Below are 19,282 nucleotides of genomic sequence, written 5' to 3'. Positions count from 1 at the left end.
GAAAAAAGCCCCGCCTGCATCGCTGCAGCCGGGGCTTTTGCATGACTGGGACGGCTGACGCCGCCCGCTACAATTTACAGCACTTCGCTGGCGTGATCGGCCAGGCGCGAACGCTCGCCGCGGGCCAGGGTGACGTGGCCGCTGTGGGTCCAGCCCTTGAAACGGTCGACCACGTAGGTCAGGCCGCTCGAGCCTTCCGTCAGGTATGGCGTGTCGATCTGGGCGATGTTGCCCAGGCACAGGATCTTCGTGCCGGGACCGGCGCGCGTGACCAGGGTCTTGACCTGTTTCGGCGTCAAGTTTTGCGCTTCATCAATGATCAGGAACTTGTTGACGAAGGTGCGGCCGCGCATGAAGTTGAGCGACTTGATCTTGATGCGCGAGCGGATCAGGTCTTGCGTTGCGGCACGGCCCCATTCGCCGCCATCGGAGTCGGACTTGTTCAGCACTTCCAGGTTGTCGTCGAAGGCGCCCATCCATGGCGACATCTTTTCTTCTTCCGTGCCCGGCAGGAAACCGATGTCTTCGCCGACGGGCACCGTCACGCGGGTGACGATGATTTCATTGTAGAGCTTGGTTTCCAGCACTTGCGCCAGGCCGGCGGCCAGGGCCAGCAGGGTCTTGCCGGTACCGGCCTGACCCAGCAGGGTGACGAAATCGCATTCCGGATTCATCAGCAGGTTCAGCGCGAAGTTCTGCTCGCGGTTGCGCGCCGTCACGCCCCACACATTGTTCTTCGTGTGGCTGAAGTCGCGCAGGGTTTGCAGCACGGCCGTCTTGCCGTTGATCTGTTTCACCTGGCCGTAGAACGGCGTTTCGCCGTTTTTCGGTTCCAGGTAGATGAACTGGTTGACCAGCAGCGACGGGATGAACGGGCCCGTCACGCGGTAGAACGTCGAGCTGTAGCCGTTCTTGCTTTCCTGCCACGATTCCATGTCCTTGCCGTGCTTGTTCCAGAAGTCGTCCGGCAATTGCACGATGCCCGAGTACAGCAAGTCCGTGTCTTCCAGCACATGGTCGTTGAAGTAATCTTCGGCCGGCAGGCCCAGGGCGCGCGCCTTGATGCGCATGTTGATGTCTTTCGACACCAGCACGACAGGGCGGCCTTCCTGTTCCGACTCCAGCGAGCGCACGACGGCGAGGATCTGGTTGTCGGCCTTGCCCACTGGCAAGCCAGCCGGCAAGTCGGCACTTTGCAGGCGCGTCTGGAAGAACAGGCGGCCCTTGGCATCCTTGTTGCCCAGCTTGGACAACAGGATGCCGTGTTCGATGGCGTCGTCATCCGTGTTGCTGATCAGGGCGTCCAAGGTGCGCGACACCTGGCGCGCATTGCGCGCCACTTCCGTCATGCCTTTTTTATGGTTGTCCAGCTCTTCCAGGGTCATCATCGGCAGGTACACATCGTGTTCCTCGAAGCGGAACAGCGACGATGGATCGTGCATCAGCACGTTCGTGTCGAGCACGAACAGCTTGCTGATGCCGCGCTGGTCGGCGGCGCGGCTGGCGGACGACTTGAGCTGCACTTCGACAGCCTTGTGTTTGGCAGGATGTGGCTGCTCGGCTTGCTTGACGGGCTTGATCGGCGTGACCTTGCCTTTTGCCGCCGGCTTGGCTTTCGCTGCAGGCGCAGCAACGGCGGCAGGCGCGGCCACGACCGGCGCCGGTGCAGTAACGGCTGGCGCCGGCTTGGCGACCATCAGGGCCGCCACTTGCTTGATCTTCGTGGCCGCATTGCGGACCGGCTTGGCAACTTCGGCGATCGCCGCTTCAATAATCGGTGCAGCCACTTTCTTGGCTGCCGGGGTTTTGGTGGCCGGGCGCGCTGCGCCTGCGGTTGGGTAATCTTGGGTGGCCAGGATAGTGGCTGGCTTGCTCGGTAATTTTGGCAGTGGCATCAGGATCTCAATCAAAAAATTTCTGGAATGAATCGCCCATGGGCAGCCAGCTTCTGGCGGCACTTCTCATGGGGTGGATGCGGGGGAACAACAATGCTACAGGACGAGTAACTGCCGGAAGGCCGGCAGCATGGCCGGTCATGGACGCCATCGACGGGCTGCATGCCCGCCTGGCGGAGTGGATGGAGGCGCTTCGTTGACTCAAAATGGCGATAGGTACCGTGAACTGAACTGCGGTTGAACCAGGCTCGCTGGAAGCCGACAACGCGCATTGGATCAAAAATGGACGATCAATTCAGATGCGCTACGAATTCCAGCACTTCTTCCACGTGAGTTGCGACCTTCACGCCTCTCCATTCTTTCACCAATCGGCCCTGGGCGTCAATCACAAACGTACTGCGCTCGACGCCACGGACCGTCTTGCCGTACATCTGTTTCATCTTCATGACGTTAAACAGCAGACAAACGGCTTCGTCCGGGTCGGAAATGAGCTCGAACGGCAGTTCCAGCTTGGCTTTGAAACTTTCGTGCGAGCGCAGGGAATCGCGGCTGATGCCGTAGATTTCCACGCCGGCTGCGACGAATTGCGAATACGCATCGCGGAAGGCGATGTTTTCCGTGGTGCAGCCAGGGGTGTTGTCCTTCGGATAGAAAAACAGCACCGTGGCCTTGGCCGGACGGCCCAGCAACTGAAAGGTCTTGCCGCTGGTCATGGCGGCGCTAAAGTCGGGTATGCTAACGAGGGATTGGCTATCAGCCACAGGTTCTCTCCTGAACGGTGATCATCAGCGCTGTTTTTAATCTGGCAACGCATCCAGGTGCAACAATACAGCATTCAGGCCGCTTTGCCCTGCACAATCAGGCGTCCCGAACGGCCTGGCAACTCATCCCAGGTGACGGGACAAACGGGCAAGTCCGTATTTTTTATCTTTTCATAATAATCGCCCATCGCTGCAAACTGGTAGCCCTGGGCTTTCCAACCAGCCAGCAGTTGTTCGAAAATGGGGGCGAGTTTCTGTCCTTCAAGTTCGGCATGCAAGGTATAGACGTGGTCGCGCGGATTGTCCGCCGTCAGCGACAATATATGCGCGGCAACATTGCCGGTCGTGATCAGCTTGCCGTCGATTTCGCAGCCCAGCAATTCATCCAGGGTGGGCAGGGTGGTGGGCAATTGCACGCATTGCAGGATGGTGTTGCCGTTGCGCACGCGGTGCGGGCCATTGCCCGGATGCAACATGGCGCCGCGCGCGTCGAGCATGGCGCGGCCATCGGAGGCAAAGCGGTAGCCCGCCGTGTCGTGTTCGGCAAAGGCGCTGACATTCATTTGCCAGCCGGCCGCACCGTGCGTGTGCGGCGCTATGCCAAACACCTGTTCATAGCGGTTGGCGGCTTTGCGCATCATGTTGATGGTCCAGGCGGCGTTGCGCTTGGCCACGTTGTCTTGCCACAGGGTGTGATCCCAGGTGTGGATGCCGCACTCGAAACCGGCATCGCGCACGGCGCGCAGTTGCGCCGCGCATTGCTTGCCGATATCGGGTCCCGGCAGTAAGGTGCCGTACATCAATGTTTTCAAGCCGTAGTGCTCGACCACCGAGGTGCGCGACACCTTGCTGAAAAAACCGGGCTTCAAGGCGCGCCGCAGGGCCCAGCCCGTGTGGTCGGGGCCCAGCGAGAACAGAAAGGTGGCCTTGGCCTGGTGCGCGCTCAGCATGCGCACCAGATTGCCCATGCCTTCACGGGTGCCGCGATAGGTATCGACGTCGATTTTCAGGGTCAGGAACGGCTTGCTCAACATTAATCCATCAAGGCTTTGGCTTGGGCTACCTGGCTGCGGTAGGCATCGAAAATATTGCGCAGGGAATCGGCCATGGTGGTGATCGGCGCCCATCCCAGCTCTTCGCAGGTATTCGTGATTTTCGGCACGCGGTTCTGCACGTCCTGGTAGCCGGCACCGTAGTAGGCGCCCGAGGTCGTTTCCACGATGTTCACGTGTTTAGCGCCTTCGGCGTATTCCGGGTACTCGGCGGCCAGGGTCAGCATCATGCCGGCCAGGTCGCGGATCGAGTAGTTATTGGTCGGATTGCCAATGTTGTAGATCTTGCCGCTGGCGATGCCATTCTTGTTGGCGATGATGCGGATCAATGCATCGATGCCGTCATCGATGTAGGTGAACGCGCGTTTCTGCGCGCCGCCGTCGACCAGCGAAATGTTCTCGCCGCGCACGATGTGGCCGAAGAACTGCGTCACGACGCGCGAGGAACCTTCTTTCGGCGTGTGGATCGAATCGAGGCCGGCGCCGATCCAGTTGAATGGACGGAACAGGGTGAAGTTCAAGCCTTCCATGCCGTAGCCCCAGATTACGCGGTCCATCAGCTGCTTGGCGTTCGAATAGATCCAGCGCGGCTTGTTGATCGGGCCGCAGATCAGTTCCGAGTTTTCCGGATCGAATTCCTCGTCATGGCACATGCCGTACACTTCCGAGGTCGACGGGAAGACCAGGTGCTTGCCGTACTTGGCTGCCGAGCGGACGATAGGCAGGTTGGCTTCGAAGTCCAGTTCGAAGACGCGCAGCGGCTGCTTGACGTAGGTCGACGGCGTGGCGATGGCGACCAGGGGCAGGATCACGTCGCATTTCTTGATGTGGTACTCGACCCATTCCTTGTTGATCGTGATGTCGCCTTCGAAGAAGTGCATGCGCGACTTGTAGTTGTCATCTTCCAGCAATTCCGTGATGCGGTCCGTGTTCATGTCCATGCCGTAGACATGCCAGTCGGTGGTTTCCAGGATGCGCTTGGACAGGTGGTGACCGATGAAGCCGTTGACGCCTAAGATGAGGACTTTTTTCATGTGAGATTCTCTTGAGTGATATCAATGTGTGCTGACGCGGGCGGTCAGACTTGCTTGCAATTGCTGAGCCGAAATCGGCTCCCCGGCAGCCCTCAGCACGGAAATGGCCAGCATGCGGCCGTCTCCGCAGACGCCAAAGATGCAATTATCCACTACCGTCAAGCCCGGTGGCAAACTTCCTGCTGAATGCTTGCTTAAACGGGCTTTTTCGATGGTGTAAATAACATTGTTGACTTCGGCGAAGGCGCCGGGATAGGGCGGCGCGACGGCCCGGTGCAGGTTGTACACCTGCTGCGCAGGTAACTTCCAGTCGATGCGGCCGTCTTCCGGCGTGCGGCCGCCAAAATAGCCGCCCTGGCGCAAATCGTTGAGCTGGCGCGGCGCCGTGCCGTCCAGCAAGGCCGGCAGCACCCCCCACAGCGTTTGTTCCGCCGCCACGGTGACCTTGCCGAAGACTTCGAAGGCCGTGTCGTCGGGCAGGATGGGCACGGCCGTTTGCGCGACGATGGCGCCCGCATCGGGCTTGACCGTCATTTCATGCAGAGTGGCGCCCGTCTGCGTGGCGCCATGCAGCACGGCCCAGTTGACGGGCGCGCGGCCGCGGAACTGCGGCAGCAGCGAACCGTGCATATTGTAGGCGGGCGCGACTTCCAAGATGCTAGCCGGCAACATGTGGCGGTAGTAAAAGCTGAACAGCATGTCCGGCCTGGCTGCCTGCACCTGCGCCAGCAGTTCGGGCGCGCGCGCATCCGATGGCGTGATGTACGGGATGCCTTCGGCCTGGCACAGGCTGGCGACGGATTCGAACCACAGGTTTTCCGTGGGACTGTCTTCGTGCGTGACGACGAGGGCGATATCGACGCCGCCGGCCAGCAGCACCTTGATGCAGCGCACGCCTACGTTGTGGTAGCCGAACACGACGGCGCGCGGGGCGCCCATCAGCGGCCCACCTGGCGTTTTTCCAGGCGCACATACGATGGCGCCTCGGCTTCTGCCTGGGTCATGCCGTCCTGCAAGATGGTTTGCACCACGTAGCGGGGACGGGCGCGCACTTGCTGGAAGATGCGGCCCACGTATTCGCCCACCAGGCCGATGCCGAACAGGATCACGCCCATCAGGAAGAAGGCGATGGCGAACAGGGTGAACACGCCTTGCGCCTCGGCGCCCAGCAGGAAGCGGCGCACCAGCAAATAGATCACCAGCAGGGCGGAGCTGACCGACAGCAGCATGCCCAGCATGGAAAAGATTTGCAGGGGAATCAGCGAAAAGCCCGTGACCAGGTCGAAATTGAGGCGGATCAGGCTGTACAGCGAGTATTTCGACTCGCCGGCGGCCCGTTCCTCGTGCTCGACGGTGATTTCCGTGGGCTTGCGGGCAAACGTGTAGGCCAGGGCGGGGACGAAGGTGTTGACTTCGGCGCACTGGTTGACCAGGTCGATTACATTGCGGCCATACGCGCGCAGCATATTGCCCTGGTCCGTGATCTTGATGTTGGTGATGCGCTCGCGCAGGCGGTTCATCATCTTCGAGGCCAGGGTGCGCCAGGCGGAATCTTGCCGCTTGCGCCGGATCGAGCCCACGTAATCGTAGCCTTCGCGCATCTTTGCCACCAGGTTGCCGATTTCTTCTGGCGGGTTCTGCAGGTCGGCATCGAGCGTGATCATGATCTGCCCGCGCGAGGCTTCAAAACCGGCCAGGATGGCCATGTGCTGGCCATAATTACCGTTGAACAAGATCACGCGCGTGACGTCGGGGCGCTGGCGGAACTGTTCCGCCAGGATGGCCACCGAATTGTCGCGGCTGCCATCATTGACGAAGATGATCTCGTAGCTCGTCTGTAGGGCGTCGAGGGCCGGATACAGGCGGGCGAACAGGCTGGCCAGGCCATCCTGCTCGTTATAGATCGGAATGATAATGGACAGTTCAGGTTTCATCGGCGCGCTGCTCATTTGATGAGAATGGATTTGACGGTGGCGACGGCACGTTCCACATCCTGTTTCGTCATGGCATAGAACATCGGCAGGGTCACGGTCAGGCGGCCGATCTTTTCCGAGACGGGGAACATGCCCTCGGTAAAGCCGCGTTCGCGGTACATGGTAAACAGGTGGATCGGTGCGTAATGATAGCCCGTTCCCACGTTTTGCTGCGCCATGGCCTGCATGAAGGCGGCGCGGGTGCCGGGGCCATTGTCGGGCAGGATGATCTGGAACAAATGCCAGTTGCTGTTTTCAAAGTCCTGCACGGGCAACTGGGCGCCGCTCTGCGCTTCGAAGTCGCTGCCGAATTGCGCGAAATAGTGGCGTGCCAGCGCGCGGCGGTGGGCCGTGATCGCGTCGATATTGGCGAACTGGCCCAGGCCGATGGCGGCCATGATATCGCTCATGTTGTATTTGCCGCCCAGCACATCGACATCGATGCCGTCGACGCCGCTGCGCGTGACGCCTTGCAGCCGGTATTTCTCGGCCAGCTTCGCTTCTTCCAGGTTGTTCAGCACCAGGGCGCCGCCTTCGCCCGTGGTGATGTTCTTGTTGGCCTGGAAGCTGAACGAGACAAAGTCGCCAAATGCGCCGATGCGCTTGCCTTTCCAGGTGGAGCCGAAGGCTTGCGCCGCGTCTTCCACCACGCGCAGATTGTACTTTTCGGCAATCGCGTACAGGCGGTCCATGTCGACGGGCAAGCCGGACAGGTAGACGGGGATGATGGCTTTCGTGCGCGGGGTGATGGCCGCTTCCAGCTTGTCGAGGTCGATATTCCGGGTGACGGGATCGATATCGGCAAACACGGGCGTGGCGCCCACTTCGATGATGACGTTGGCCGTCGCGACCCACGACACGGGCGTGGTGATGACTTCGTCGCCCGGGCCAATGCCAGCGATGCGCAGCGCGATTTCCATGGTGCAGGTACCCGAATTGAAGGTGCGCACGGGACGCCCGCCGAAATACTCGGACAGCTGGGCTTCGAAGGCTTGCACTTTCGGGCCGCTGGTGATCCAGCCCGAGCGCAGCACCTCGCCGACGGCGGCGATGGTCGCTTCATCGATGGTGGGTTTGGAAAAGGGCAAAAAGGGCAGGGTAGAGGTCATGGGGCGCGGTTCTTGGGTCTGTATGGTATCAGGGTATCGGTGTCGCCGAGGCTGCCAGTTCGGTCAATACCGCCGGCAGGCATGGCTATTTTATATCGTCAGTATGGCGGCGCAGCCGGTTCGGCGGTGAAAAATCCTGCCGATGCGGGGGCGGGGCAAGCTGGCCGGGGACGCGAGCCGTACTGCCTCGCGTCCCTGTAAACATTTATTTGTTGGCAATGACCATGCGGCGCGCATCCTCGGCAACGATACGCATGGGCACGCCACGTTGTTGCAATTCCTTGTAACGGTTCAGGCTGATAATGGCCATGTCGTGCACGCCGGCATTGGCATCGTTCGTCCACTGCGTGATGAAAGGCTCGATGCTCGGGATGGACAGTTCGGGCTGCTGTTTCAGGCCAAACGTGAATTCATCCCAGTAATCGACGAGGATCACGGGCCGCTGCAGGTAATACGTCAGCGACTGTTCATAGATGCCGACCGAATAGAGCTTGGTATCGGCCTTCAGTTCGGCCTGGATCTGCGGCAGCATGTCGGTGCCGGCGCGGTTCTGTCCGTACAGTTCGGAGCCGGCCAGGATGCAGTGCGTGGCCAGGAAGCCGGCGCCGGCGATCGTCAGCACAGTCATGTCGCGGCGCAACTGGCGCGCATGCAGCAAGGCCAGGGCGCCGCCAGCGAGAGCGAAGAAGCCGGCCGCCATCAGCCATGGCTGATAACCCTTGAGCGCGATCAAGGCTTCCGCGTCGCGCGCGCTGGCCTTGCCGAAGGCGATCGGTCCGCCGATCAGGATGGCCGCGCCCAGCACGCACAGCAGGCCTGCGGCGAACAGGCGCTGGCGGCGCGAGGCCGATTCCAGGTACAGCGCCACCAGCAGTGCCAGCGCCGGGAAGATGGGCACGATATAGCCGGGCAGCTTCGAGGTGGAATAGCTGAAGAAGAAGAAAATGAAGACGGCCCAGACCAGCAGCATCAAGCGGGGCTGGAAGGCGCCGTGCTGGCGCTGGACGGCGGCGGCCAGGCTTTGCGGCAGCACGCCTATCCATGGCAGGATGCCGGGAATCAAGAGCACGAGGAAGTAGTACCAGGCGCCTTCGCGCTTGTGCCCCTTCATCAGGAAGCGCTGGAAATGCTCGTGAATGAAGAAGAAATGCGGCTGTTCCGGATTGCGCAGCGCCACCAGCACGAACCAGGGCGTGGCGATGGCAAAGAACACCAGCAAGCCCTTGACCAGGTGCAGACGCGTCCAGATGCGCCAGTCGCGCGCACACAGCGAATACAGCACCAGCACGGCGCCCGGCAGCACGATGCCGATCAGGCCCTTGGCCAGCACGGCCAGCGCCATGCCTGCCCAGCACACCAGCATCCAGTTGCGCCGCTCGGCTTGGGTCGCCTCGTCGCGCTGGGCGATCAGCAGGCTGGCCAGGGTAATCGTCATCATGCCCGACAGGCCCATGTCCAGCGAATTGATCTGGCCGGAAGCGAGCCAGAACAGGCTCGATGCCAGTACCAGGCCCGCGTACAGGCCCACGCGCGGACCGAAGACGCGCTTGCCGGCATACGCCGTCATGCATACGCCGATGATGCCGCACAGGCCAGTCCACAGGCGTGCCTGCCATTCGCCCAGACCGAAGGCGGCGAAGGTCAGCGCATTCATCCAGGTTTGCAGCGGCGGCTTTTCAAAGTACTTGATGCCGTTCAGGCGCGTGGTGATCCAGTCGCCCGTGACGAACATTTCGCGCGCCATCTCGGCGTAGCGGCCTTCGTCGGGCGGCACCAGGGTGCGCACGCCCAGCGCATACAGGGTGACAACGATGAAGATGCCCAGCAGGGACCACATCAGTACCCGGGAAGAGTGCAGCTCGTTGACATTGATTTTCATGCGGCCTTGCCTGCGGCCGGGGCCAGGATCAAGGCCAGAGTGACCTTGCGGCCTTCGCCCATCAGGATATTGTAAGTGCGGCAAGCGGCCTGGCTATCCATGCATTCGACGCCGATGCGGCGCATGGTCAGCGCGGCCGTCAGCTTCGGGTGCACGAAGCGCTGGCGCTCGCCCGTGCCGAGGATGACCACGTCGGGCGCATCGGCCAGGATTTGCGCGAAATGCGCCTCGTTCAATTGTTCGAAACTGTCCACTTCCCACGCCCGCGGCGGTGTTTCCGGCATGACGATCAGGCTGTAGTTGTACGGCTGGGCATTGATCTCGACGCCGTTTTCGTCATAGCCGGTGACAGTCTGGTATTGTTGGGTGCTGCTGGCGTGGAGTTTCATGGCGATATCGGGGCTGGTCGTGTCGGTTGATCGGTGCGCGCGCGGCCAAACTGGGTGCCGCGGCCAAGGGCGTAAGCATGCCATAAATGACAGAAAAGAGCGACTGAAAAGCAACATCCTTTCCAAATTGCAATGTTCGGCGCCACAGTGGCAATGCCTGCTTGCGCCATGGTAGTGCTGCAAGATTAAGGGAAGATGAAGATGGCGCCAGTCCGATTGTCCTCCGGAGGCGCCGGCGTGGCAGAATCGGCGTCAAATGCTGGGGTTGGCCATGTTTAATTTGATAAAATGGCCTGTTTTCGGCGAGAATGGTTGTTTTCGCCTTGCAGTCTTTCGCATCGCAGTTTCACGGGTTCATAGTTCTGGCGCGGCTATCATGCTGCAAGCTTAGGTCTCCGCGCCGCATCACGACAGGGATTTATTTTGCGACCGATTCAGAAATCGAATAAATTGGCGGACGTCTGCTACGACATCCGCGGCCCGGTCCTGGAAAAATCCAGGCAAATGGAAGAAGAAGGCCACAAGATCACCAAGCTCAATATCGGCAACCTGGCCGTATTCGGCTTCGATCCGCCCGACGAGATCGTGCGCGACATGATGCTCAACCTGCAGAACGCGGCCGGCTATACGGATTCGAAAGGCATGTTTGCGCCGCGCAAGGCCGTCATGCACTACACGCAAGGCAAGAATATCGCCGGCGTGACCATCGATGACATTTACCTGGGCAATGGCGCTTCCGAACTGATCGTCATGTCGATGAACGCCCTGCTCAACAGCGGCGACGAAGTGCTGGTGCCGGCGCCCGACTATCCGCTATGGACGGCTGCCGTCAGCCTGTCGGGCGGCAATCCCGTGCATTATGTGTGCGACGAGCAGAACGAGTGGTATCCCGACATCGAGGACATGCGCCGCAAGATCACGCCGCAGACCAAGGCGATCGTCGTCATCAACCCGAACAATCCGACGGGCGCGCTGTATCCGGTTTCCGTGCTGCTGCAGATCGTCGAACTGGCGCGCCAGCACCAATTGATCATTTTCGCCGACGAGATCTACGACAAGGTGCTGTACGACGAAGCCGAGCACGTGTCGATCGCCTCGCTGGCCGACGACGTGCTGTTCATTACCATGAACGGCCTGTCGAAGAATTACCGCTCCTGCGGCTACCGTTCCGGCTGGATGGTGGTCTCGGGCGAAAAGCGCCACGCAAAAGATTACATCGAGGGCCTCAACATGCTGGCCTCGATGCGGCTATGCGCCAACGCGCCGGGGCAGTTTGCCATCCAGACGGCGCTAGGCGGCTACCAGAGCATACAAGACCTGGTGGGGCCCGGCGGGCGCCTGTTGAAACAGCGCGACCTGGCGCACAAGCTGCTGACCGATATTCCGGGCGTCACCTGTGTCAAGCCGAAGGCTGCGCTGTACATGTTCCCGCGCCTGGACCCGGAGATCTACCCGATCGCCGACGACCAGCAGTTTGCCTATGAATTACTGGCCGAAGCCAAGGTCCTGATCGTGCAGGGCACGGGGTTCAACTGGATTGCGCCCGATCATTTTCGCGTCGTCTTCCTGCCCAACTCCGATGACCTGACCGAGGCCATGGGCCGCATTGCGCGCTTCCTCGAAGGTTACCGCAAGCGCCATAGCCGGGGCTGAACCGGCAGTAGCAATACCGATCAACCTGGCGCCGCCCAAGGGGGCGCCACTTATGAGCAGTCAAGCACAACTATGAAATCCATCAAGATCGGCCTGCTGGGCCTGGGCAACGTCGGTTACGGCACGTTCAGCGTCCTGAAACGCAACCAGGAAGAAATCAAGCGCCGCGCTGGCCGCGGCATTGACGTCGTCGCCGTCGCCGTGCGCGACGTGGCGCGCGCCGAAGCGCTGGTCGCCGGCGGCTGCAAGGTCGTCAATGACCCTTATCTGATCGTCAACGATCCCGAGATCGACATCGTCGTCGAACTGATCGGCGGCTACGACCTGTCGAGAACCCTGGTGATGCAGGCCATCGCCAACGGCAAGCACGTGGTCACGGCCAACAAGGCCCTGCTGGCCGTGCACGGCAACGAAATCTTCGCCGCCGCCCAGGACAAGGGCGTGATGGTGGCCTTCGAGGCGGCCGTCGCCGGCGGCATCCCCATCATCAAGGCGCTGCGCGAAGGCTTGACGGCCAACCGCATCGAATGGATCGCCGGCATCATCAACGGCACCACCAATTTCATCCTGTCCGAAATGCGCGACAAGGGCCTCGATTTCGCCACCGTGCTGAAGCAGGCGCAGGAACTCGGCTACGCGGAAGCGGACCCCACCTTCGACATCGAAGGCGTCGACGCCGCGCACAAGGCCACCATCATGTCAGCCATCGCCTTCGGCATCCCGGTGCAGTTCGACAAGGCCTACGTGGAAGGCATCAGCAACCTCAATGCCGTCGACATCCGCTACGCCGAGCAGCTGGGCTACCGCATCAAACTGCTGGGCATCACCAAGCGCGCCACCGTCAACGGCGTGGAAGGCATCGAGCTGCGCGTGCATCCGACCCTGATCCCGGCCAAGCGCCTGATCGCCAACGTGGAAGGCGCCATGAACGCGGTGCTGGTGCATGGCGACGCCGTCGGCGCCAGCCTGTATTCGGGCCGCGGCGCTGGCGCCGAGCCGACCGCCTCGTCGGTGATCGCCGACCTGGTCGACATCACCCGTCTGGCCACGGCCGATCCGGAACACCGCGTGCCGCACCTGGCGTTCCAGCCGAACGCGATGACCGATATCGCCATCTTGCCGATGTCGGAAATCACCACCAGCTACTACCTGCGCATGCACGTGGCCGACCAGCCGGGCGTGCTGGCCGACCTCACGCGCATCCTGGCCGAACGCGGCATCTCGATCGACGCCATGCTGCAAAAAGAGCCGGCCGAGGGCGAGACGCACACGGACATCATCATGCTGACGCACCAGACGCAGGAAAAGAACGTCACGGCCGCCATCGAGAAGATGGAAGCCCTCAACAGCGTGGTGGGCACGGTCACCAAGATCCGCCTGGAAAACCTCAGCTAAGCGTTTTCAGCGATCCATGCAAAACGGCGCCCGCGGGCGCCGTTTTTTTATGCGTAATGTCGTCGGATTACGCCGCCGTACCGACGGGGCCCACGTCCATGCCGTCATAGCTGGCCAGTTGGTTGTCCTGCGCAAACGCCATCAGTTCGCCATTGCGCGCGTGCAGGCTGTCGACGCCGTGCACTTCGGCTTTTTCCACGTGCAGCACCCACACGGGCGGTGCCGCCGGATCGTCGAGTTCCGGCTGGTACAGTTCCACGGGGCGGTAGCCCTGCAGCGCCAGCAAGGTGGCGGCCTGTTCCAGCGGTTCGGACGTGGGGTTGGTGAAGTAATAGCCCCACAGCAGCGGCTGGGACAAATCCCAGGGCGCGTTCTCGGCGATATTGGCAAACAGTTCGGTCACATCTTCTTTGGTCATCATGGCTGTGGGCTTTCTTTGAAATTTCAGGACGCGATCTTAGCATCGACTGGCGCTGCGCTGAAATGCACGCTGACTTTCAGACCGTGCCCATTCGCCGCCGTGGCTAGTTCCAGCCTGGCGCCGTGCAGGGCGGCGATGTCGCGCACGATGGCCAGGCCCAGCCCGGCGCCGCCCGGGTTGCTCTCGAGCGCCGCGCCAACCCGGTAGAACGGCGTAAATACGCGTTCGCGCTCGGCCGGCGGGATGCCCTTGCCGCTGTCCTCCACCTCCAGCACGGCGCCATGTTCGTGGCCGTTTCCTGCCTGCGCCGCGCGTACGCGCAAGACGACGCTGCCGCCTTGCGGGGTATAGCGCAGGGCGTTGTCGACCAGATTTGCCACCAGTTCGTGCAGCAGCAGGGCCTGGCCATGCACGGGCGCTTCGTCGGGCGCTTCCAGCGACAGGTCGATATGCTTGCCGACGGCAGCCATGGCCATTTCCAGTCCCACCTGCTGCGCCACGTCGCGCAGCGGCACGCTGTCCATGGCCAGGCTGTCGCCGCCATGCTCGATGCGCGCCAGCGTCAGCAGGCGGTTGGCCAGCAGCACGGTCGAATCGGTGGTGGCGGCAATCGAGCGCACGATGTCGCGCAGGGCGGCCATGTCCTGCGGCGCCGCACCCTGGCGGTCGCATTCGCGCAAGGCCAGTTCGGCCTGGGTTTTCAGCACCGTCAGTGGTGTGCGCAGCTGGTGCGAGGCGTCGGCGATGAAGCGGCGCTGGCTGGCGATCAGCTGCTGCAGGCGCGACATGGCGCCGTTCATGGCGCTCACCAGCGGGCGCATTTCCTTGTGCACCAGCGCGGGATCGACGTCCGACAGGTCGGACAGCGCGCGCGTCTCGACTTCCGTCTTCAGGCGCATCAGCGGCTGCAGCACCAGGCGCACGGCAAACCACACGAGGGCGCCCATTACCAGTATCATCGCCGCCTGCCAGCTCAGGGTGTCGAACAGGATCTGGTTCGACAGGCCGCGCCGCGCATCGAGCGTTTCGGCCACCTGGATCAGGGCGATGCCGCGCATCGAGTCGTCATACACGGGTTGCAGCAGCGCGGCAATGCGTATCGGCTTGCCGTGGTAGTCGGCGTGGTAGAAGCGCACCAGGGCCGGATAATTTTGCGAGCGGGGCACGTTTTTCGGCACGGGCGGCAAGTCGCCATAGCCCGATACCAGTTCGCCGTTGATGCCCGTGACCTTGTAGTAGATGCGGCCCAGAGTATCGGTCTCGAAACTGTCGAGCGCCACGTAGGGCACTTCGGCCACCACCTTGCCGCCGACGATGGAGACGCGCTCGGCCAGCGCGCGCGTCGACGCCAGCAGGGAGCGGTCGTAGGCCATGTCAGCCGCGTCGAGCGCGTTGCGGTACACAAAAACGGCATCGAGCAGCACCAGCATCACCAGCGGGATGAGCAGCCAGCGCAGCAGCTGGCTGCGCAGGCTGCCCAGCGGCCGGCCCGGCGCCCAGCGCCGGCGCAGGCGCTCGAACAGGGGCCGGCGTGGCGCGCGCACGGTCATTTTGAGGCGGCGGGTGCCATCGCGCTGCGCGGCTGCAGCAGGTAGCCGATGCCGCGCAGGGTGGTGATGACGGCGCCGTCGGGCGAACCGGTTTCCACGCCGCCTTCAACATTGCTTTCCAGCTTCTTGCGCACGCGGTGGATATACAGTTCGATGGCGTCCAGGTTGGCGTCGTCGGCCAGCGCGAAGACTTCATCGAACAGCTTTTCCTTCGATACGGCGCGCCCCGAGCGCGTGATCAGCGCTTCGAGCACGGCATGCTCGCGCGGCGTCAGGGCCAGCGCCGCGCCGCCATAGCTGAACATGCGCGTGACGGTGTCGAAACTGAGGGCGCCGCAGCTGTGCACGAGCGCTTCGTTGCCCTGGCTGCGGCGCAGCAGGGCTTTTACGCGCGCTTCCAGCTCGGCCAGCTCGAACGGCTTGGCCATGTAGTCGTCGGCGCCCAGGTTCAGGCCCTGTACCTTGTCATCGAGGCCGCCGCGCGCCGTGAGTATCATGACAGGAGTCTTGCCGCGCGTGCCGCCGCGCGCGCGCAGGCGGCGCAGCACGTCCAGGCCGTCCATCTTCGGCAGGGAGAGGTCGAGCAGCACCAAAGAATATTCCTGCGTGTGCAGCAGGGCGTCGGCATCGGCGCCGTTGTGGGCTGTCTCCACCGTCAGGTGCGCGTCGCGCAGGGCCTTGGCCAGCCAGTGCGACAGCTCCAGATGATCTTCCACTAATAATATGCGCATGGTCTCCGCCATTCGTTTGAATTGGTGCAGTGTAAGCCTGCCGGCGCCGCGCCGACAGGGGCGGCGATGAATATGTGTGTTCCCCTTGTGGCTGTCCGGCGACACCTGTCATGCTGAAAGCCAATTGAAAGGATCGCGCTCATATAGTGTGATCCTGATTCATGAAATTGATCAGGCATATCACCAATAACTATATCTAAGGGAGATACTTTACATGAAAAAAACTGCATTCTCGCTGGCCGCCCTGGCGGTACTCGCTGCTGCCGGCAGCGCTCAAGCCCAGTCGAACGTCACCCTGTATGGCCGCCTGGACGCGGGCATCAGCAACACCAGCAACGCCGGCCCGAACAAAAGCTCGATGACGCAGGTGAGCTCCGGCGGCATGAACACCTCGCGCTGGGGCATCCTGGGCAGCGAAGACCTGGGCGGCGGCCTGAAAGCCGTTTTCAATCTGGAAGGCGGCATCCTGGTCGATACGGGCGCGGCCGACGGCGCGCTGTTCAAGCGCCAGGCCAACGTGGGCCTGGAAGGCGCGTTTGGCCGCGTCGTGCTGGGACGCTCGTTCACCACCGTGTACGACTTCGTGCTGCCGTTCGACCCGATGGCCTATGCGCCGTTCTACTCGTGGGCCACTTCGGCCAACGCGACGGGCCCGAGCAAATACGGCATGACGACCGCTTTCGACAACATGGTCAAGTACTCGGGCAAGACGGGCGACTTCAGCTACGGCGCATCGTACGGCTTCGGCGAACAGTCGACGGGCAACTCGGACAGCGCCAAGCTGTCCACGGCCGTCACCTACAAGACGGGTCCTGTCAGCCTGCTGGCCACGTATGAACAGGTGAACGGCAACACCATCGCCGGCGGCGCGCGCGACAAGACCACCGTGTACCACCTGGGCGCCATGTACGACGACGGCCCGTGGAAGGTGCAGGCGGCGGCGCGCGACTACAAGCTCGATCCGGCTGCCTCCGGCAAGGCCGACGTGCGCGGCACCCTGTACTGGGGCGGCGTCAGCTACAAGACCACGCCGGTGATCACCCTGACGGGCGTGATCTACTATCAGGACGTGAAAAACGTGGCCACCAACCTCAATGCCGATCCGATCATGTACGTGGCGCGCGTGCGCTATGCCCTGTCCAAGCGCACCGACCTGTACGTGGCCGGCGCGTATGCCAAGGCCAAGCACAACCAGCTGGTCAGCCTGTCGCGCGACGATGCCGGTTTCGGCGACACACAGCGCGGCCTGATCGCCGGCATCCAGCACCGCTTCTAAGCCATGACGATGCCGCGCTCCCTGTTCCTGTCGCTGCTGTGCCTGCTGCCCGCCCTCGCGGCGGCGCAGGCGCAGGTGTCGGCCGAGTGCGTGGTGCCGTCCAAACCGGGCGGCGCCATGGACCTGACCTGCAAGCTGGCGAAAAAGGGCCTGGCGCAGGAGGGCGTGGCCGCCACGGCTGCGGGAGCGGCCATGCGCATCAGCTATCTGCCCGGTGGCATCGGCGCCGTCGCCTGGCATTCGATGGGCTCGCAGCGCCGCCGCGCGGAGCCGAATACCCTGGTGGCGTTTTCGGGCGGTTCGCTGCTCAATCTGGCGCAAGGCAAGTTCGGCAATGCGAAGGCGGGCGACGTGCGCTGGGTGGCGGCGCTGGGCGCCGATTACGGCATGATCGCCGTGCGCAGCGATTCGCCCTACAAGAACCTGGCCGACCTGATCGCCGCGTTGCGCCAGCATCCTGACAAAGTGCTGATCGGCGTCTCCGGCACCATCGGCAGCCAGGATTGGCTGAAGATGGCGCTGGTGGCGCGCCACGCCGGCATCGACCCGAAAGTGCTGCGCTTCGTCGCCCTCGAAGGCGGCGGCGAAGTATTTACGGCGATGCAGGCCGATTACGTGCAGGTGGTCTCGGGCGATACGTCCGAAGCGACCCTGAACGCCAGCGCCAATCACGCGCGCGTGCTGGCGGTGCTGTCGGAAAAGCGCCTGCCCGGCGTGCTGGCCGGCGTGCCGACGGCGCGCGAGCAGGGCGTCGACGTGGTCTGGCCCATCATCCGCGGCGTCTGGATGGGCCCGCAGGTGCCGGATGCGGACTACCAGCGCTGGGTGGCCACGTTCGAGCGCGCCATGGCCACGCCGCAGTTCGCCGGATGGCGCGCGCAGGCCGGCCTGTATCCATTCGCCCTGACGGGGCCGAAGCTGACCGCTTACGTCAGAAAAGCGGTCGACGAGTATGCGCGGCAAGCCACCGAACTCGGATTAATGCGCTGAACGGCATCACATTTAAAAAAACCTATTCATAGACGGAGACAACCCCATGCAAACCAAGACCCTGCTTCAAGCCGCCATAGCCACCGCGTTTGCCAGCCTGGCCGGCGCCGCCTTCGCGCAAGTGCCAGCCGGCTATCCGGCCGACTACCAGAAGATCATCGACGCGGCCAAGAAGGAAGGCAAGGTGGTGATCTACAGCGCCACCGACAGCAAGGCCGCCGCTCCGCTGATCAAGGATTTCAGCGCCCTGTATCCCGGCATTTCCGTCGAATACAACGACATGAATTCCACCGAAGTGTACAACCGCTTCATTTCCGAAGTAGCCGCCGGCGGCAACACGGCCGACGTGATGTGGTCGTCCGCGATGGACCTGCAGATGCGCCTTGCCTCGGACGGCTACGCCCTGAAATACAAGTCGGTCGAAGCGGCGAAGATTCCCGGCTGGGCCATGTGGGATGACCAGGCCTACGGCACCACGTTCGAGCCGGCCGCCATCGTCTACAACAAGCGATTGCTCGATCCGAAGGAAGTGCCGAAGAATCACGACGACTTCGTCAAGCTGATCGCCACGCCGAAATTCAAGGACAAGGTCACCACCTACGACATCGAAAAGTCGGGCGTCGGCTTCATGTTCATGGCGCAGGACGCGAAGGAATATCCGCAATTCCTGGCGCTGGAAAATGCGTTTGGTGCGGCCAAGGTGCGCGTGCAGTCGTCGACGGGCACCATGATGGAGCGCATCTCGTCCGGTGAAAACCTGATCGGCTACAACGTGCTGGGTTCGTATGCCCTGGTGCGCGCCAAGACCGACCCGTCGATCGGCGTGGTGCTGCCCAAGGATTACACGCTGATCCTGTCGCGCGTGCAGTTCATCAACAAGAACGCGAAGAACGTCAACGCCAGCAAGCTGTGGCTCGATTACATCCTGTCGCACCGCGGCCAGACCATCATCGCCAACGGCGCCAAGCTGTTCGCCATCCGCGCCGACGTCACGGGCGAAACTACGTCGGCGGAACTGATCAAGGAAATCGGCGCGGCCAACGTCAAGCCGATTCCCGTGCATCCGATCATCCTGCAATTTTTGGGACCAGCCAAGCGCATGGCCTTCCTGAAGCAATGGAAAGAAACAGCCGGCAAGAAGTAAAGCCGTCCTGGCCGTCCGCAGGCGCGTGCC

The 19,282-nt window shown here is 62.3% G+C and carries 17 protein-coding genes; 5 read left to right on the top strand and 12 right to left on the bottom strand.

What is annotated here, in order from left to right; translation table 11 throughout:
• Positions 1 to 74 precede the first annotated feature (74 nt).
• From IGS61_RS18855 to IGS61_RS18815, 9 genes are all read right to left on the bottom strand, one after another.
• Positions 75 to 1,895, bottom strand: coding sequence for a PhoH family protein (locus IGS61_RS18855; protein WP_230541081.1), 1,821 nt, complete (start codon positions 1,893 to 1,895; stop codon positions 75 to 77).
• Between the two features lie 290 nt (positions 1,896 to 2,185).
• Positions 2,186 to 2,656 carry a peroxiredoxin gene (locus IGS61_RS18850; protein WP_034785468.1) on the bottom strand — a complete coding sequence of 157 codons (471 nt, stop codon included), beginning with the start codon at positions 2,654 to 2,656 and terminating at the stop codon, positions 2,186 to 2,188.
• A gap of 74 nt (positions 2,657 to 2,730) precedes the next feature.
• Positions 2,731 to 3,690: a polysaccharide deacetylase family protein gene (locus tag IGS61_RS18845; RefSeq protein ID WP_230541080.1), complete on the bottom strand. Its 960-nt coding sequence runs from the start codon at positions 3,688 to 3,690 to the stop codon at positions 2,731 to 2,733.
• The gene (locus IGS61_RS18840; protein ID WP_230541079.1) at positions 3,690 to 4,742 is read right to left on the bottom strand and encodes a bifunctional UDP-4-keto-pentose/UDP-xylose synthase; all 1,053 of its coding nucleotides are present in this window, start codon (positions 4,740 to 4,742) and stop codon (positions 3,690 to 3,692) included. The genes IGS61_RS18845 and IGS61_RS18840 overlap by 1 nt, the downstream gene beginning before the upstream one ends.
• Positions 4,743 to 4,763: 21 nt before the next feature.
• On the bottom strand, positions 4,764 to 5,681 hold the full coding sequence (locus tag IGS61_RS18835; protein WP_230541078.1) for a formyltransferase: 918 nt from the start codon (positions 5,679 to 5,681) through the stop codon (positions 4,764 to 4,766).
• Complete coding sequence (locus IGS61_RS18830; protein ID WP_230541077.1) at positions 5,681 to 6,676, bottom strand: glycosyltransferase; 996 nt, start codon at positions 6,674 to 6,676, stop codon at positions 5,681 to 5,683. The genes IGS61_RS18835 and IGS61_RS18830 overlap by 1 nt, the downstream gene beginning before the upstream one ends.
• A gap of 11 nt (positions 6,677 to 6,687) precedes the next feature.
• Positions 6,688 to 7,824: a DegT/DnrJ/EryC1/StrS family aminotransferase gene (locus IGS61_RS18825; protein WP_230541076.1), complete on the bottom strand. Its 1,137-nt coding sequence runs from the start codon at positions 7,822 to 7,824 to the stop codon at positions 6,688 to 6,690.
• A gap of 205 nt (positions 7,825 to 8,029) precedes the next feature.
• Positions 8,030 to 9,703: a glycosyltransferase family 39 protein gene (locus IGS61_RS18820; protein ID WP_230541075.1), complete on the bottom strand. Its 1,674-nt coding sequence runs from the start codon at positions 9,701 to 9,703 to the stop codon at positions 8,030 to 8,032.
• Positions 9,700 to 10,092 carry an Mth938-like domain-containing protein gene (locus IGS61_RS18815; RefSeq protein WP_070311121.1) on the bottom strand — a complete coding sequence of 131 codons (393 nt, stop codon included), beginning with the start codon at positions 10,090 to 10,092 and terminating at the stop codon, positions 9,700 to 9,702. The genes IGS61_RS18820 and IGS61_RS18815 overlap by 4 nt, the downstream gene beginning before the upstream one ends.
• Before the next feature lie 423 nt (positions 10,093 to 10,515).
• On the opposite strand from IGS61_RS18815, the gene IGS61_RS18810 reads away from it, so the two are divergent.
• Positions 10,516 to 11,745: a pyridoxal phosphate-dependent aminotransferase gene (locus IGS61_RS18810; protein ID WP_077407489.1), complete on the top strand. Its 1,230-nt coding sequence runs from the start codon at positions 10,516 to 10,518 to the stop codon at positions 11,743 to 11,745.
• A 72-nt stretch (positions 11,746 to 11,817) separates the two neighbouring features.
• Positions 11,818 to 13,140, top strand: coding sequence for a homoserine dehydrogenase (locus IGS61_RS18805; protein ID WP_230541074.1), 1,323 nt, complete (start codon positions 11,818 to 11,820; stop codon positions 13,138 to 13,140).
• 67 nt (positions 13,141 to 13,207) lie between these two features.
• Here IGS61_RS18805 and IGS61_RS18800 read toward each other — a convergent pair whose 3' ends face one another.
• The 3 genes from IGS61_RS18800 to IGS61_RS18790 are packed head-to-tail and all read right to left on the bottom strand — an operon-like array spanning position 13,208 to position 15,842.
• Positions 13,208 to 13,561, bottom strand: coding sequence for a ribonuclease E inhibitor RraB (locus IGS61_RS18800; protein ID WP_166450061.1), 354 nt, complete (start codon positions 13,559 to 13,561; stop codon positions 13,208 to 13,210).
• Positions 13,562 to 13,584: 23 nt separating this feature from the next.
• Entirely contained in the window at positions 13,585 to 15,105 is a 1,521-nt protein-coding gene (locus IGS61_RS18795) for a sensor histidine kinase (RefSeq protein WP_442908083.1), read from the bottom strand.
• Between the two features lie 2 nt (positions 15,106 to 15,107).
• The gene (locus IGS61_RS18790; RefSeq protein WP_230541072.1) at positions 15,108 to 15,842 is read right to left on the bottom strand and encodes a response regulator; all 735 of its coding nucleotides are present in this window, start codon (positions 15,840 to 15,842) and stop codon (positions 15,108 to 15,110) included.
• 214 nt (positions 15,843 to 16,056) lie between these two features.
• Here IGS61_RS18790 and IGS61_RS18785 point away from each other — a divergent pair, with 214 nt between their 5' ends.
• Genes IGS61_RS18785 through IGS61_RS18775 form a run of 3 tightly spaced genes read left to right on the top strand, consistent with a single transcriptional unit; the run spans position 16,057 to position 19,252 of the window.
• Positions 16,057 to 17,118 (top strand): porin, encoded by a 1,062-nt coding sequence (locus IGS61_RS18785; protein WP_230541071.1) that lies wholly within the window; start codon positions 16,057 to 16,059, stop codon positions 17,116 to 17,118.
• A 3-nt stretch (positions 17,119 to 17,121) separates the two neighbouring features.
• Positions 17,122 to 18,108 carry a Bug family tripartite tricarboxylate transporter substrate binding protein gene (locus IGS61_RS18780; protein WP_230541070.1) on the top strand — a complete coding sequence of 329 codons (987 nt, stop codon included), beginning with the start codon at positions 17,122 to 17,124 and terminating at the stop codon, positions 18,106 to 18,108.
• A 46-nt stretch (positions 18,109 to 18,154) separates the two neighbouring features.
• Positions 18,155 to 19,252, top strand: a complete 1,098-nt coding sequence (locus tag IGS61_RS18775) for an ABC transporter substrate-binding protein (protein WP_230541069.1) — start codon at positions 18,155 to 18,157, stop codon at positions 19,250 to 19,252.
• The last annotated feature ends 30 nt before the right edge of the window (positions 19,253 to 19,282 follow it).

Origin of the sequence: Janthinobacterium sp. FW305-129 (assembly GCF_020858115.1) — a bacterium.
In the GTDB taxonomy this organism is placed as follows: domain Bacteria; phylum Pseudomonadota; class Gammaproteobacteria; order Burkholderiales; family Burkholderiaceae_D; genus Janthinobacterium.
This window is presented reverse-complemented; position numbering and strand designations above follow the sequence as displayed.